Annotated in this window: 13 protein-coding genes and 2 pseudogenes; 11 read left to right on the plus strand and 4 right to left on the minus strand. The window is 62.0% G+C overall.

Annotated elements, in window-relative coordinates; all coding sequences use genetic code 11:
• Positions 1-136 precede the first annotated feature (136 nt).
• From rpsL to tuf, 4 genes are all read left to right on the plus strand, one after another.
• Positions 137-511 (plus strand): 30S ribosomal protein S12, encoded by a 375-nt coding sequence (rpsL, locus tag BN3385_RS07285; protein WP_007167812.1) that lies wholly within the window; start codon positions 137-139, stop codon positions 509-511.
• Positions 511-981: a 30S ribosomal protein S7 gene (rpsG, locus tag BN3385_RS07290; protein WP_059015889.1), complete on the plus strand. Its 471-nt coding sequence runs from the start codon at positions 511-513 to the stop codon at positions 979-981. The genes rpsL and rpsG overlap by 1 nt, the downstream gene beginning before the upstream one ends.
• An 88-nt stretch (positions 982-1,069) precedes the next feature.
• Positions 1,070-3,172, plus strand: a complete 2,103-nt coding sequence (fusA, locus tag BN3385_RS07295) for an elongation factor G (RefSeq protein ID WP_059015890.1) — start codon at positions 1,070-1,072, stop codon at positions 3,170-3,172.
• Between the two features lie 81 nt (positions 3,173-3,253).
• Complete coding sequence (tuf, locus tag BN3385_RS07300) at positions 3,254-4,444, plus strand: elongation factor Tu (protein WP_059015891.1); 1,191 nt, start codon at positions 3,254-3,256, stop codon at positions 4,442-4,444.
• A 94-nt stretch (positions 4,445-4,538) separates the two neighbouring features.
• Here the strand turns inward: tuf and BN3385_RS07305 are convergent, their stop codons facing one another.
• Positions 4,539-4,877 carry a hypothetical protein gene (locus tag BN3385_RS07305; RefSeq protein ID WP_059015892.1) on the minus strand — a complete coding sequence of 113 codons (339 nt, stop codon included), beginning with the start codon at positions 4,875-4,877 and terminating at the stop codon, positions 4,539-4,541.
• 224 nt (positions 4,878-5,101) lie between these two features.
• Here BN3385_RS07305 and BN3385_RS28045 point away from each other — a divergent pair, with 224 nt between their 5' ends.
• Complete coding sequence (locus BN3385_RS28045) at positions 5,102-5,584, plus strand: hypothetical protein (protein WP_156432620.1); 483 nt, start codon at positions 5,102-5,104, stop codon at positions 5,582-5,584.
• Positions 5,566-6,621, plus strand: a complete 1,056-nt coding sequence (locus tag BN3385_RS27510; RefSeq protein WP_082690317.1) for a BadF/BadG/BcrA/BcrD ATPase family protein — start codon at positions 5,566-5,568, stop codon at positions 6,619-6,621. The genes BN3385_RS28045 and BN3385_RS27510 overlap by 19 nt, the downstream gene beginning before the upstream one ends.
• A 136-nt stretch (positions 6,622-6,757) precedes the next feature.
• Here BN3385_RS27510 and BN3385_RS28050 read toward each other — a convergent pair whose 3' ends face one another.
• Positions 6,758-7,567 carry a hypothetical protein gene (locus tag BN3385_RS28050; protein WP_156432621.1) on the minus strand — a complete coding sequence of 270 codons (810 nt, stop codon included), beginning with the start codon at positions 7,565-7,567 and terminating at the stop codon, positions 6,758-6,760.
• A gap of 298 nt (positions 7,568-7,865) precedes the next feature.
• Between BN3385_RS28050 and BN3385_RS07315 the strand changes: the two genes are divergently transcribed.
• From BN3385_RS07315 to istB, 5 genes and pseudogenes are all read left to right on the plus strand, one after another.
• A complete protein-coding gene (locus BN3385_RS07315; RefSeq protein WP_059015894.1) occupies positions 7,866-9,209 on the plus strand; it encodes a hypothetical protein in 1,344 nt (447 codons plus the stop codon).
• Between the two features lie 885 nt (positions 9,210-10,094).
• A pseudogene (istA, locus tag BN3385_RS07330) lies at positions 10,095-11,114 on the plus strand (IS21 family transposase); the annotation flags it as partial.
• Positions 11,115-11,220: 106 nt separating this feature from the next.
• Entirely contained in the window at positions 11,221-12,207 is a 987-nt protein-coding gene (locus BN3385_RS07335; protein ID WP_059015898.1) for an IS481 family transposase, read from the plus strand.
• A gap of 9 nt (positions 12,208-12,216) precedes the next feature.
• Complete coding sequence (locus BN3385_RS07340; RefSeq protein WP_082690318.1) at positions 12,217-12,420, plus strand: hypothetical protein; 204 nt, start codon at positions 12,217-12,219, stop codon at positions 12,418-12,420.
• A pseudogene (istB, locus tag BN3385_RS07345) lies at positions 12,420-13,218 on the plus strand (IS21-like element helper ATPase IstB). Before BN3385_RS07340 ends, istB begins: the two are co-directional and overlap by 1 nt.
• Before the next feature lie 480 nt (positions 13,219-13,698).
• Here the strand turns inward: istB and BN3385_RS29410 are convergent.
• Both BN3385_RS29410 and BN3385_RS29180 read right to left on the minus strand, forming a co-directional pair.
• Positions 13,699-14,055, minus strand: a complete 357-nt coding sequence (locus BN3385_RS29410; RefSeq protein WP_156432622.1) for a hypothetical protein — start codon at positions 14,053-14,055, stop codon at positions 13,699-13,701.
• On the minus strand, positions 14,052-14,174 hold the full coding sequence (locus BN3385_RS29180; protein WP_286141670.1) for a hypothetical protein: 123 nt from the start codon (positions 14,172-14,174) through the stop codon (positions 14,052-14,054). The genes BN3385_RS29410 and BN3385_RS29180 overlap by 4 nt, the downstream gene beginning before the upstream one ends.
• Positions 14,175-14,909: the final 735 nt, after the last annotated feature.

The raw sequence follows: 14,909 nt of genomic DNA on the forward strand, positions 1-14,909 counted from the left end.
ATGTCCAGTATGCATCGGATTCGACCGGTGCACAGTGCGTGCGACACGCCCGGTCGCGGGGTACGCGGCGGGGCGAAAACTGCAGTACAGAGACTTGAAGAACGCCGAAAGACGACGAGAGACAGAAAGCCGGTAGATGCCAACCATTCAGCAGCTGGTCCGCAAGGGTCGCCGCGACAAGATCGCCAAGGTGAAGACCGCGGCCCTCAAGGGCAGCCCGCAGCGCCGTGGTGTGTGCACCCGCGTGTACACCACCACCCCGAAGAAGCCGAACTCGGCGCTTCGCAAGGTCGCTCGCGTGAAGCTGACCAGCCAGGTCGAGGTCACCGCTTACATCCCCGGTGAGGGCCACAACCTGCAGGAGCACTCGATGGTGCTGGTGCGTGGTGGTCGTGTGAAGGACCTCCCCGGTGTCCGCTACAAGATCATCCGCGGCTCGCTGGACACCCAGGGTGTCAAGAACCGCAAGCAGGCCCGCAGCCGTTATGGCGCCAAGAAGGAGAAGAGCTAATGCCGCGCAAGGGCCCCGCTCCCAAGCGTCCCCTCGTCAATGACCCGGTGTACGGGTCGCAGCTGGTGACCCAGCTGGTCAACAAGGTGCTGCTGGACGGCAAGAAGTCGCTGGCCGAGCGCATCGTCTACGGTGCGCTCGAGCAGGCCCGCGAGAAGACCGGCACCGATCCGGTCGTCACCCTCAAGCGCGCCATGGACAACGTCAAGCCGGCCCTCGAGGTTCGCAGCCGCCGCGTCGGTGGTGCCACCTACCAGGTGCCCGTCGAGGTCCGTCCGGACCGGTCGACCACGCTGGCCCTGCGCTGGCTGGTGAGCTTCTCCAAGCAGCGCCGCGAGAAGACCATGATCGAGCGGCTGGCCAACGAGATCCTGGACGCCAGCAATGGCCTGGGTGCCGCCGTCAAGCGACGCGAGGATACCCACAAGATGGCCGAGGCGAACCGGGCCTTCGCGCACTACCGCTGGTGACACCGGGCGCCCGGCCCTAGGGCTGGACGCCTCGGCGCACGGGCGCAACTGACAGCAATCACGCAAGCGAAAGAGTGGGAAGACTTCTGTGGCACAGGACGTGCTGACTGACCTGAACAAGGTCCGCAACATCGGGATCATGGCGCACATCGACGCCGGCAAGACCACGACGACTGAGCGCATCCTCTACTACACCGGGATCAGCTACAAGATCGGCGAGGTCCACGACGGCGCCGCCACGATGGACTGGATGGAGCAGGAGCAGGAGCGGGGTATCACCATCACCTCGGCTGCCACCACGTGCTTCTGGAACGAAAACCAGATCAACATCATCGACACCCCCGGCCACGTCGACTTCACCGTGGAGGTGGAGCGCAGCCTTCGTGTCCTCGATGGCGCGGTCGCCGTCTTCGACGGCAAGGAGGGCGTCGAGCCCCAGTCCGAGCAGGTCTGGCGGCAGGCCGACAAGTACGACGTCCCGCGCATCTGCTTCGTCAACAAGATGGACAAGATCGGCGCGGACTTCTACTTCTCCGTGAAGACCATGGAGGACCGCCTCGGCGCCAACGTCATCCCGATCCAGATCCCGATCGGTTCGGAGGGTGACTTCGCCGGCGTCGTCGACCTGGTCGAGATGAAGGCCAAGGTCTGGAGCGCCGAGACCAAGCTGGGCGAGAAGTACGACGTCGTCGACATCCCGGCCGATCTGCAGGAGAAGGCCGACGAGTACCGCACCAAGCTGCTCGAGGCCGTCGCCGAGACCGACGAGGCGCTGCTCGAGAAGTACTTCGGTGGCGAGGAGCTCTCCGTCGAGGAGATCAAGGGTGCCCTGCGCAAGCTGACCATCAGCAGCTCGGCCTACCTCGTGCTGTGCGGCAGTGCGTTCAAGAACAAGGGCGTGCAGCCCATGCTGGACGCGGTCATCGACTACCTGCCGTCGCCGCTGGACGTGCCGCCGGCCGTCGGGCACAAGCCCGGCAACGAGGACGTCGAGATCAGCCGTAAGCCGGCCGTCGACGAGCCCTTCAGCGCGCTGGCCTTCAAGGTGGCCACCCACCCGTTCTTCGGCAAGCTCACCTACGTCCGGGTGTACTCGGGCAAGGTCGACTCCGGCGCTCAGGTGATCAACTCGACCAAGGGCAAGAAGGAGCGGCTAGGCAAGCTGTTCCAGATGCACTCCAACAAGGAGAACCCGGTCGAAAGCGCCAGTGCCGGCCACATCTACGCCGTCATCGGTCTGAAGGACACCACCACCGGCGACACCCTGTGTGACCCGAACGATCAGGTCGTCCTGGAGTCCATGACGTTCCCGGATCCGGTCATCGAGGTCGCCATCGAGCCCAAGACCAAGAGCGACCAGGAGAAGCTGAGCCTCTCGATCCAGAAGCTCGCCGAAGAGGATCCGACCTTCAAGGTGCACCTGGATCAGGAGACCGGCCAGACCGTCATCGGCGGTATGGGCGAGCTTCACCTGGACATCCTGGTGGACCGGATGCGCCGCGAGTTCAAGGTCGAGGCCAACGTCGGCAAGCCGCAGGTGGCCTACAAGGAGACCATCCGCAAGGCCGTCGAGAACGTCGAGTTCACCCACAAGAAGCAGACCGGTGGTTCCGGCCAGTTCGCGAAGGTCATCATCAGCCTCGAGCCGTTCGTCGGCGAGGACGGTGCGACCTACGAGTTCGAGAACAAGGTCACCGGTGGTCGCATCCCGCGTGAGTACATCCCGTCGGTGGACGCCGGCGCCCAGGACGCCATGCAGTACGGCGTGCTGGCCGGCTACCCGCTGGTGAACATGAAGGTCACCCTGCTCGACGGCGCGTACCACGACGTCGACTCCTCGGAGATGGCGTTCAAGATCGCAGGTTCGCAGGCGCTGAAGAAGGCCGCCAGCGCGGCCCAGCCGGTGATCCTGGAGCCCATCATGGCCGTCGAGGTCACCACGCCCGAGGACTACATGGGTGATGTGATCGGCGACCTGAACTCCCGCCGTGGTCAGATCCAGGCCATGGAGGAGCGCAGCGGTGCGCGCGTCGTCAAGGCGCAGGTGCCGCTGTCGGAGATGTTCGGCTATGTCGGCGACCTTCGGTCGAAGACCCAGGGCCGGGCGAACTACTCCATGGTGTTCGACTCGTACGCCGAAGTTCCGGCGAACGTGTCGAAGGAGATCATCGCCAAGGCGACCGGGCAGTAGCCCGGCCGCGTTGGCAGACCACACAACTGAAAAACAACAACCTGCTTTAAAAGCACCAACACAGTCCAGGAGGACACAGAAGTGGCGAAGGCGAAGTTCGAGCGGACGAAGCCGCACGTCAACATCGGGACCATCGGTCACGTTGACCACGGCAAGACCACGCTGACTGCAGCAATCACCAAGGTTCTGCATGACAAGTACCCCGATTTGAACGAGTCGCGCGCATTCGACCAGATCGACAATGCGCCCGAAGAGCGTCAGCGTGGTATCACCATCAACATCTCGCACGTCGAGTACCAGACCGACAAGCGGCACTACGCCCACGTGGACGCCCCCGGTCACGCTGACTACATCAAGAACATGATCACCGGTGCCGCCCAGATGGACGGCGCGATCCTGGTGGTCGCCGCCACTGACGGCCCGATGCCGCAGACCCGTGAGCACGTGCTGCTGGCCCGTCAGGTCGGTGTGCCCTACATCCTGGTGGCGCTGAACAAGTCCGACATGGTCGACGACGAAGAGCTCCTCGAGCTCGTCGAGATGGAGGTCCGCGAACTGCTGGCCGCCCAGGAGTTCGACGAGGACGCCCCGGTCATCCGGGTGTCGGCGCTGAAGGCGCTCGAAGGCGACCCGAAGTGGGTCAAGAGCGTCGAAGAGCTGATGGACGCCGTTGACGAGTCGATCCCGGACCCGGTCCGCGAGACCGACAAGCCGTTCCTGATGCCCGTCGAGGACGTCTTCACCATCACCGGCCGCGGCACCGTGGTCACCGGTCGCGTCGAGCGTGGCGTGATCAACGTGAACGAAGAGGTCGAGATCGTCGGCATCCGCCCAGGCGTCACCAAGACCACCGTCACCGGTGTCGAGATGTTCCGCAAGCTGCTCGACCAGGGCCAGGCCGGCGACAACGTCGGTCTGCTGGTTCGTGGTGTCAAGCGCGAGGACGTCGAGCGCGGCCAGGTCATCGTGAAGCCCGGCACCACCACCCCGCACACCGAGTTCGAGGGCAGCGTCTACATCCTGTCCAAGGATGAGGGCGGCCGGCACACGCCGTTCTTCAACAACTACCGTCCGCAGTTCTACTTCCGGACCACGGACGTGACCGGCGTGGTGACCCTCCCCGAGGGCACCGAGATGGTGATGCCCGGTGACAACACCGACATCTCCGTCAAGCTGATCCAGCCCGTCGCCATGGACGAGGGCCTGCGCTTCGCGATCCGCGAGGGCGGCCGTACCGTCGGCGCCGGCCGGGTTACCAAGATCATCAAGTGATCTGAGTACCTAGTACCAACACGAGAACGGCGCTCACCTTCGGGTGGGCGCCGTTTTCGTTGTCGGGCATGGCAGGTCTACCGGCTATCGTCCGTCAGCATCGGTAACCTTGGTAACCCTGGTTCTCCCAGGGATAGATGGAAACCGAGAACTTCGAGCACCACCCGCGATTGGCGTACTGAGACGCAATCAATTGGTGTCCGAATATCATCGTCGTGATTGCCGCGATCAGCACGGGGTTTCCTTTTGCCGCCATTGCGATGTCCATGAACTGCATCCCGTTCGCCATCTGCCTCGTCTCGGCTTTCGATAGGTAGATGTTGCAGCGGCCGTCTTTACATCCCCCCGTGGTGGCTTCAGCGGGAGTTGCCAGCGCCAAGCTTCCTGCGAGTACTGCCGGCACGATGGCGGCGGTGATCATCTTCTTCTTCATGCGATCTCCTTGGTTGAGTTCCGGAGCCGTCGAGACTCCTGCGATGTGGACTACTAGACCATCGAGAACCGGTGGCTCATTGCCTTGCGGCAACCGCGCTGGTCGATCGATACCTCGTACTGACTTGGTGTTGATAGGGGGTAACGACACCGGTGCCTCCTGGAGTTGAGAGGGCGCTTGCTGGCGGATCGATGGTCTTGTTCGTAGGAATCCGCCTGGGGGACTTGGAATTGAAGACCTTCAACTCGGATCGCGATTACGCTGATGTGGGGGCAGGATTGTTGAGCACGGGTGCAACTCAGTCGGTTGGAGGCGGAAAATTGTGGCACGACGTGGTCACCACTGTGTTGGGCGTCGTCTTTGGATTGCTGTCCGGCTTCTATTTTGAACGCCGTAATACGAAATCTGCTCAAGCCCACAATGCGGAACTCGAACGCGAGCTCGCTTCCCTGAGAAGCTCGATCTACAATATTGGCGGGGAAGAGCGATTGCCAGATTCGAAGACGTCATTCGACGAGGCTTTGGTGGGTCTAGTCCATCGGCGTGCTCGCAACATCCAAGGGGTCGACGGCCAAACAAGCCGACTTCAACTCAGGTCACACTTCTGCGCGCAGGGCTACTCGGCGAAGGATGTGGATGACGCTATTGGTGAACTCTGTGATCGGGGCGATCTCATAGCCAACGGCAAGTGGCTGGTGATCAAGTGATTCCTGGTGTTTTCGTAGGTGTAGATTCCGGCGGTACTCGAACCAATGTCGAGGTTTTAGTAAGGGGCGAGAACGGCCATGAACGTCGTTCGAGCTATGAGGCGGGCGAGAGCCTATCGGGAGCCCTTGATCCCGGCTTGATTCCAAAGGTAGTAGGCAGAGTGCTGGCTCCTCTTGCCATTAAGCTTGACGAGATCGGCGCTGAAGAACTGCCGACCTATGTGTGGATTAGCGCGGCAGGTTATACACCGTGGACCCGCGATGAATTCAACACTGCGATTCTAGAAGTGGGTCCCACACTCGCGAATTGTGTTGTCGCTGTGGGTGCAGGAAATGACGCGGTCTCGCTACTGCTTGGTAGTGAAGCTAACGGCATTATCATCGCTGGGACCGGATCAAGCGTCATCGTGCGTTCATCGGACGGCGTGATGCATCAGGCTGGCGGGCACGAGTGGGTCGCGTGTGACTACGGTAGTGGCTTTTGGATCGGTCTAGATGCGATCCGCTGCGCTTTCCGTGACTATGAGGCCGGAACCGACTCGGTGCTGCTGCAACGGCTTCGTGAGGCCTATGGTGTGCGCCCAAGCGACCATCGCGGTCTCATTGCGAAGATGCGGGACCTGGCTATCGCGGACCCCGAGATGAAGGCTGAGATTGCCCGCTTCACCGTAAGTGTCTGTGGCGCTGCCGAGAGGGGCGATCTCGCGGCCCAGAACTTAGTTAAAGGTGCCGCAGAGGACCTTGCCGACGTGGCTGCCGTTGCGGTTCGTCGGCGCCTGAGTTCTGACGAGTTGGCGAGCGGTGTGCGGCTTGTCGAATGTGGCAGCTTGCTCAACAATCTCTTCTACCGTTCAGCTTTTGAAGCACAGATTGAGATGCGACTCCGCTCTGGCCAAGAAAAGCCGGTATCAATCACATGGGATAGAGCACTAACAGGCAGTGGGGCATGCGTCGCCTTAGCCCAACGTCTAACGAAACCCCATCTGGACATGCTGCGGTTGCCAGTGGAGTTTCGGCCTTCTGTGATTCAGCTGTAGAAGGGCCGAGGTTGCTTGCAGCAGAGTGGATTTCAAGCCAGACCCGACGGATTGTTTTCGGCGTGATTGACACCGGGTATCGATATAGCCAGATGCGCCAGTCAGCGGCCGACAGACTATCTGTGCTGGCGTCGAGCTATTCCCGTGTATCGATCGTCAACTTGTCGCCTAGGAGTTCCTTCCAGAATGCGATGGTTCTATCTCGGTCTTCGGCGCTCAACGGCGGATTCGGCTCGCCGAGGTTGTACCAGATAACGGGGATGGACCAGTTGGCAAAGTCGGGTACCTGAGCCTTCACCGAGGTCGCGGCAGTTGACGGGTCAGTAGGCGGCGTCCGGAGGTCGATAACCGGGGAGCTGTTTAGGCCGCTCGAGATAACGAGGATTTCTGCGGGCTTCTGTTGCTGTGCTGCAAGCAATGCCCCGATCAGATCGGTGTTGCTGCCCTTCGGTGACTCTCCATCAGACGCCAACAGGCCCGGAACGCAGTCATTTAGGATTTTTGCCCTAACGCTGTCGGCGTTCTGGCTTGTGTCCGTCGGCCGTGGATCCAGGTTGAGTGGTGGGCTGATCGGCGGAAATTCGGAACTTCCGCTGACCGCGACGGTCTGAATTTGCGAACCCTTGTGTTCGGTGAGTCCCTTCTCCTGAACTTTGGCGACGGTCGCGGCCAGGTCGGGTGGCTGCTTCAGGTCGGTTCTGGCAGAAGCGGTCCGATCTACGACGAGCGACACGAGCAACGCGTCCGGTTTTGCAGCTTCCTTCTTGGCGGCAGCGCATATTGCGTCATCTGGATTTGCTTCCCCTGAGTGAGTAGCCCCCTGGCCGCCGCCACTGCTGCTGCCACATCCGGATACGGCAAGCGCAACAAAACACATTACGAATGCGATGACGGTGCGCCAATTCGATCGGTCATCAAACCCACTAGTTCTGGCGACACGACCCATAGGATTGGCGTCCTTCCCACTAAGCTAGAGGATCGAGCCAGCTTAGTTGCTGGTCTGGCTGTTTAGCACGCTGTATCGAACATTCGGCTGAATTACACGCCAAACGGTTGCGTAATCAGGACCAGCACCACATGATAGCGGTGGACTCGTGTCCAGGCTGGTGGTGGAGACGCGATCCGGGTCTTTGGTTTGCGAGGCTGCTTGTGGTTAAGGAGGGGCGAGACTATTGACTCGGTGGGTACCACGGTGGCTGGAAAGTCGGCGGGAGATTCTCGGTGATGACGCAACCACCAAGGCGATGGTGGTTAAGCTCAACACGATTGACCGGTCGGTCGCAGAGACGCACGACTTCGAGAGAGCGGCGCTAGCGCTTCAACTCGGTGCGTCGCAGCGTGTCGATTCACAGAGCCGAAGGAAGCTCATCCGCGCTGTCAATCGCGTAGAGAATGCGGAACGCCGCTACCGGATCGCCAATGCTCGGGTCGACAGATTCAAGACGGGCGCTTCGGTGCGGGCGCTGCTGGCCTACGAGGAGCAGGAGGCTGCTCGCGCTCAGTCGAAGGCAGCTCACGAGATTGACCGGAGCACTCCACGCGTGCGTCCCGTAACGGTCTTACTTGCCGAATTCATCCTCCTGGTTGCGGAGTTCGCCTTCTACTTCGATATCTTCGGACGTTCCCAACAGGACGACGCGCCGTTCGTCACACGAATACTCACGGCGGTGATGGCATTGCTGGTGCCGGTTGTCGGCATCATGACCGCTCGATTCTTCGCGGGCTCGATCCACTATCTGCGGTCGCCGGCCGATGGAAATGAGTCGCCGCGTTGGGCGTGGCTGTTTGTGGTCGTCTCCACTGCTCTGTTGCTCGCCGCTTGTTTCGCGACGGTTCGCCTCGTGGAGTGGCGATATCGGGCCGAAGATGCAGCATCGTTTGGAGCCGCGGATCACCCGCCGGGCACCATCATGGCAGTCGTATTTGCTGTATTCCTTCTCGTGGACGCTTTGACACGAGCGTTCATGTTTGATCCGGCCGAGAGCACGAGCATCGGTCGTCGCTGGAAGGCCCGCTATACCCGAACGATTGACTGGTGGTTGTTGCTGCGGGAGTCCCATGCGCTGGCACGGTGGCAGAAGAAGTGGTTCGCAGCCAAGGCTTTGGTCGAGAGGTTGAAGAACGACGCGGATCAGGAGTTGCTGAGCGCGACCGTCGCCATTCTCATCGGCCGCGGTGATGCGGGTAGACCCGGCAGCAAGCTGCGCGCTTCCCGACTAACCCAGCCATACGCCGGCGAGCGGCCAGAAGCAGAGGGCCAGTGGGCAGGCGACGTGCTTCGCAACGCTGGCGCGCCGGACGAACAGCTTGACGAGGAGAACTCCCACGTTTTCCTGCCACACCGACTGCTGCGTCTCGCGATTGCGCGATTGGAAGTCATTCGTCCCCCGGAGGACCCGAAGCAAGAGCGCCGTGACCACAGTGCCGACCTCGTCAGAACTGTTCATCGCGGGCTCGCGACTGCAGAAGCACTTGGCGGAGCGAGTGCCCCGCAACCGCACGACATGTCTCGGCTGGATAAGGTGTCGCCTCAAGCAAATGGTAAGGCTGCCGCAACTGACGTACGCCCGAATGTCCTCTCGGGTTGAATGTCAGCCCAGTAGATCCGGATAGAGAGTCGGTCGGTGGTTCACAGCCTTAAGCCTGCACGCGATTTGCGTCCGCTGGGCGGATCTCAAAAGCTCTCCTGGTGGCGTCTTTCCGCGCTATTGGCCTGTCTGCTGCTGGTTGGTGGCCTGGCATGGTGGATTGTCGGACGTGACGCTCCAAAGTCGTTGAACGACACTGTCCTCGTTGGTGAACGGGGGCCTGGATGCGTGCGTGTAATCATCGCGAGCGACGAATCCGGCTCCATGCGAAAGTTCGTCCGACCGAGAGATCAGGCTCTGGTCCAGTTGTTGACGTGGGCTCCGCGGAATCTGCGCGGAGACGACGAGCTAGCGGTTTTAGTTTTCAGCGGGGATGCTTTCGCGGCGATGCCACCTACTGCGGTCTCTGGCCGGCCGACAATGGGTGTCACGCCAGGGCCGACGGACGGTACCTCTTTAGCTGCATTGATCGGAGCGGTGCGTGCCATGGTTCCCACAAATTGCACCGTCTCGTTGGTGCTGCTGTCAGACGGGGTATTCGGGGACCTTCCATCCAGTGAGGCGGTTGGTCGAGCCGAGTTCAAGGAGGCGGGAATTAGCGAGGTTTTCCTCTTGGTTCCAGGCAAGGGAATCACGACCGCTCCTCGGTGGCAGACGCTGTTCCCTTACGCACCTCCGATCGTCTTCGATGGAGACGACCCCGACAAAACCGGCTTGGCGCTAGGTCAAACTATGGCAAGCATTACTGGGCAGAGACTCCAGAAGATTTAGGCAGGTGTCGTTCGAGATGGTTGTCGGCGGCAACTGAATACTGACCAGTGCGCGGCAACTGAAAATTGACCAGCTTCCTAGAGAGCCTTGGCCTATGGGCCAAGGAGGAAGCGGGTGTTGAGCGTGGAGGATTGGGCAGAGATCCGGCGGTTGCGGCGGTCGGAGAAGTTACCGATTTCGGAGATCGCGCGAGTAATGGGGATTTCCCGGAACACTGTGAAGTCGGCGCTGGCGTGCGATGGGCCACCTAAATACCAGCGGGCGGTCAAGGGGTCGGTGGCCGATGTCGTTGAGCCTCGGATTCGGGAGTTGCTCCAGGTGTATCCGCGGATGCAGGCGACGGTGATCGCCGAGCGGATCGGGTAGTCGTATTCGATCCGCACACTGAGTGCGAAGGTGGCGGAGTTACGGCCGCTGTATATCCCGCCGGATCCGGCCTCACGCACCACCTATACGGCTGGGGAGATCGCCCAGTGCGACTTCTGGTTCCCAAACGTGGTGGTGCCTGTGGGCTACGGCCAGGTTCGCACTGCCACCGCACTGCCGGTGTTGACCACGGTGTGCGGGTATTCGCGGTGGGCCTCGGCGGTGCTGATTCCCACCCGAGGTGCGGAGGATCTGTATGCCGGCTGGTGGCAACTGCTTTCGGCGTTGGGTGCGGTGCCCCGGGTGCTGGTGTGGGACGGCGAAGGTGCGATCGGCCGGTGGCGGGCCCGCCAACCGGAGCTGACCGCGGCCTGTCACAGCTTCCGGAGAACCCTGGCGGCCAAGGTGCTGATCTGCAAGCCCGCTGACCCCGAGGCCAAGGGTTTGGTGGAGCGTTTTCATGATTACCTGGAGCGGGCGTTCCTATTAAGCCGGGTCTTCGCCTCGCCAGAGGACTTCAACGCCCAACTGCAGGACTGGCTGGTGCGGGCCAACCACCGCCAGCATCGGGTTCTGGGGTGCCGGCCGGCCGATCGGGTAGGGGCCGATACCGCGGCGATGCTGGCACTGCCGCCGGTGGCGCCGAGCACCGGGTGGCGAAGCTCCTCGCGGCTGCCGCGGGATCACTACATCCGCCTGGATGCCAACGACTACTCGGTGCACCCGGCCGCGGTTGGGCGGCGTATCGAGATCGTCGCTGATCTAGATGTACTGACCACGGACGTTGGTGACGGCGTGGCGTGGTGACATGACGAAGACCTCCGAGTGAAGTGCGAGCTGTCTAGGAACGCACCAACTCACCTCGGAGGTCTTCGTGTCCCACCGTAATGCCCCTTTGTCGGAAACTGGGCGTCTGCGTCTGGCCCGCTGCGTCGTCGAGGACGGCTGGCCGCTTCGGCGAGCGGCTGAACGATTCCAGGTGGCGGTGACCACCGCGTCGCGGTGGGCTGGCCGCTACCGCGCACTGGGTGAAGCTGGCATGGCTGATCGCAGTTCACGTCCGCATCACAGCCCCCACCAGACTCCTACTCGTACCGAGCGCCGCATCATCAAGGTGCGGGTTATCCGCCGGTGGGGGCCGGCGCGGATCGGCTATCTGCTCGGAATCCATCCGTCTACCGTGCACCGAGTACTGACCCGCTACGGCCTGGCCAAGCTGAGCTGGCTGGATCGGCCCACCGGCCGGGTGATCCGGCGCATGGAACCGGCCCGCTGCGGGGACCTGGTGCACATCGACGTCAAGAAGCTTGGCAAGATCCCCGCCGGCGGAGGATGGCGCATGGTCGGCCGATCAATGGGCCACCGCAACTCCCAAGCCGACAAGACCGGTCTGACCAACAACCACCGCAACCCAGTGCGCGGATACCACTTTCTGCACACCGCTTTGGATGGACATTCCCGATTGGCCTACAGCGAGATCCTGGCTGACGAACGCAAAGAGACCGCCGCCGGGTTTTGGCGGCGCGCCAACAGCTGGTTCTCCCACCACGGGATCACCGTGCGAAAAGTCCTCACCGACAACGGTTCCTGCTACCGTTCCCACGCTTTCCATGACGCACTCGGTGACATCGAGCACCGTCGCACACGCCCCTATCGACCGCAGACCAACGGCAAAGTCGAAAGATTTCACCGCACTCTGGCCGACGAATGGGCTTACGTCAGGCTCTATCGCACAGACGCCGAACGCTGCTCGGAGTTCGCCATCTGGCTGCACACCTACAATCACCACCGCGGCCACACCGCACTCGGAGGACAACCCCCCGCCAGCCGCGTACCTAACCTCTCGGGTCAGTACATCTAGACCGCGTTCGTGTGCGGCGGTGCGGTGGTGGCCGACCACGACCGCATCTGGGCCAAACACCAGACCATCAGTGACCCCGAGCATGTGGCCGCTGCGGCGGTGTTGCGGCGCAGCCGCTTCGACGTGATCGGCGCCCCAGCCCATGTCGAGGTCGAGCAACGGGCCCTCAGCGACTATGACACCCTGCTCGGCCTCGATGGGCCGGTGGCGTGATGGCCGCCCGAGCCACCGCCGCCCGCCGCGACGTGACCGCCGAGTTGGCTTACCTGACCCGGGCACTGAAGGCGCCGACGATGCGCGAGGCCGTCGAGCGTCTCGCGGAGCGGGCCCGCACCGAGACTTGGAGCTATGAGGAGTTCCTGGCGGCCTGTCTGCAACGTGAGGTCTCTGCCCGCGAATCCCCCGGTGGGGAAGGGCGCATCCGTGCCTCCAAGTTCCCGTCACGGAAGTCGTTGGAGGAGTTCGACTTCGAACACGCCCGCGGCCTCAAACGTGACACCATCGCTCACCTGGGCACCCTGGACTTCGTTACCGCCAAAGACAACGTGGTTTTCCTGGGCCCGCCCGGAACCGGCAAGACCCACTTGGCCATCGGCATCGCGATCCGCGCCTGCCAAGCTGGCCACCGCGTCCTGTTCGCCACCGCCTCCCAATGGGTCGACCGGCTCGCTGCAGCCCACCACGGCGGCACCCTGCAAGCCTAACTGGCTCGGCTGGCCCGCTACCCGCTGCTCGTCATTGACGAAGTCCGCTACATCCCCTTCGAGCCCGAAGCTGCCAACCCTGTTCTTCCAGCTGGTGTCCTCATTCTACGAACGTGCCAGTCTCATCGTGACCTCCAACAAACCGTTCGGCCGCTGGGGCGAGGTCTTCGGTGACGACGTGGTCGCCGCCGCCATGATCGACCGTCTCGTGCACCACGCCGAAGTCATCGCACTCAAAGGAGACAGCTACCGAATCAAAGACCGGGACCTCGGCCGCGTCCCCACAGCCGCCGCCGAGGACCAATGACGAGCCAAGCTGGTCAATTTTCACTTGCCGACAGCTGATCAGTTTTCAGTTGCCGTTGACAGTGGCAAGGATGCGTGCCGCCGATACGCGACCAACCGGCAGCAGACATCACTTGTCCCATGGCGGCATTCCGGATTTCATCTGTTCGGAATACGGTTTGCGAGTCTCGGCTGGAGGAGTGCGGTACCACATCGGCGGCCGAGCCGTCTGGTCATCGAGAGGGTATGAGGCCCTCGAAACCATACGCACGCCCAAATTGAAACTCAGACTGATTCGGCTTCCCGCAGGCTTGCTGATCTGCAAGTGTGGTCTTGCCTGGTGGGTGGTGGCAGTCCGGCTAGGCGGTTCCCATCGGCGGACACGTCTTCCAGCTTGGCTTTTCGGCGAGCGCTGAGAAGTGGCGGCCGCGGTGACCGCAGGTTAGGTCGGCAGTGCCGGGCTCTCTGAGCGAGCCAGGTGACACTGCCGCTGAACGGCCCGCTACCCGGTCCAGTGTCGGGCGGGTCCGGTGCCGTCGAGCACCAGGGTCAGGTCGACGATGACGGCGACGTAGCCATTATCCACGCGGCGGCGGGTGTGTGTGCAGCGGTGCTCATCAACATCGAGGATGCGGCCTGCATCCAGCCGGGTGGTGTCGGTGGGCACGATCATCAGTCGCCGGCAGATGCCGCGGGCACACCGGCGGGTGGTTGAGGCGCCGCGGCGCGCGAGGCGATCAGTGTTGTGGGCGAACACCTCTCGATCACACTCGATGCTGACACACCGGCAGTCCGTGACCTTAATATTCAGCCGCAACGGGTGCCCGACCACCGGCACATCAGTGACCCGGCGGATCACGCCGTCGCGGTAGCGGCCGCTCGGGACCGGCACCCGGAACAGTCCTTGTTCCCGTCGTCGAGCAGATCGCAGAACGCCGCCGTGACATCGTCGTCGACGGCGGCGTCGGTGATGGTCACCCCAATCCGACAATCGGCACGACCGTATCGGCGACAACAGCAGTTTGCTAGGACGTAGAGTGACGTAGAGTTAGGCGCAGGGCTCCCCGGCAGGTATATCGATGTGGGGCCGCGCACCTGCATCCTCTGCCGACCGGGGGCCCGTTTCAGCTCATCGACACGACCTGTATTCGTGGCAATCTACTAGCACTTCCGGACTGGGCTTGGCATGACAGTCAGCGTTTCTTACAGGCCGTCTTTTTAGTCCCCGAATCTTGGAACCAAACGGTAGGGCAAGGCAAAACTGTCGCCTGATGGTCCAGCAGAACCCAATGTCAAAAGAATCTGCGGCTCAGAGTCGCACTCACACCGTGGCAAAGTTGTCTTGCAGATGGAGCTTTTGACCACCGTGCTTCTGGATTGGTTGGACATGATGCGACTGTTTTTCGCTGGATTGGCAGGTTTCGCGGTCGGATTCTTGCCGTGGAGGTGGTATTGCATCATTCCGATGGGCTTCGCCGCGGGGATGCTGGTCAAACCAGCCAGCCGCCTCCTATTGCGATCTGCGAGGTGGCGAAAATGTCGTCGGTCTATTGGGGCGTTGATGGGTCGCGTTCCGGCCGGCGTCGTTGGCATCGTGTTGGGATCCGTGCTCGCAACGTTGGGCGCGGCTGTTATCGGGTTGTACTTGCCATTCCTAGAGCTAAGCGGCGCTAGTCTTTGGCCGTTCCTGTTGCCAGCTATACAAACAGTGTT

The sequence above is a fragment of the Mycobacterium sp. M26 genome (assembly GCF_001494595.1).
Classification (GTDB): Bacteria; Actinomycetota; Actinomycetes; order Mycobacteriales; family Mycobacteriaceae; genus Mycobacterium.

What these genes read in the sequence shown, in the direction of transcription:
- rpsL (WP_007167812.1), top strand. Translation starts at nt 137, where the DNA reads ATGCCAACCATTCAGCAGCTGGTCCGCAAGGGTCGCCGCGACAAGATC.
- rpsG (WP_059015889.1), top strand. Translation starts at nt 511, where the DNA reads ATGCCGCGCAAGGGCCCCGCTCCCAAGCGTCCCCTCGTCAATGACCCG.
- BN3385_RS07305 (WP_059015892.1), bottom strand. Translation starts at nt 4,877, where the DNA reads ATGAAGAAGAAGATGATCACCGCCGCCATCGTGCCGGCAGTACTCGCA.
- BN3385_RS28050 (WP_156432621.1), bottom strand. Translation starts at nt 7,567, where the DNA reads ATGGGTCGTGTCGCCAGAACTAGTGGGTTTGATGACCGATCGAATTGG.
- BN3385_RS07315 (WP_059015894.1), top strand. Translation starts at nt 7,866, where the DNA reads ATGGTGGTTAAGCTCAACACGATTGACCGGTCGGTCGCAGAGACGCAC.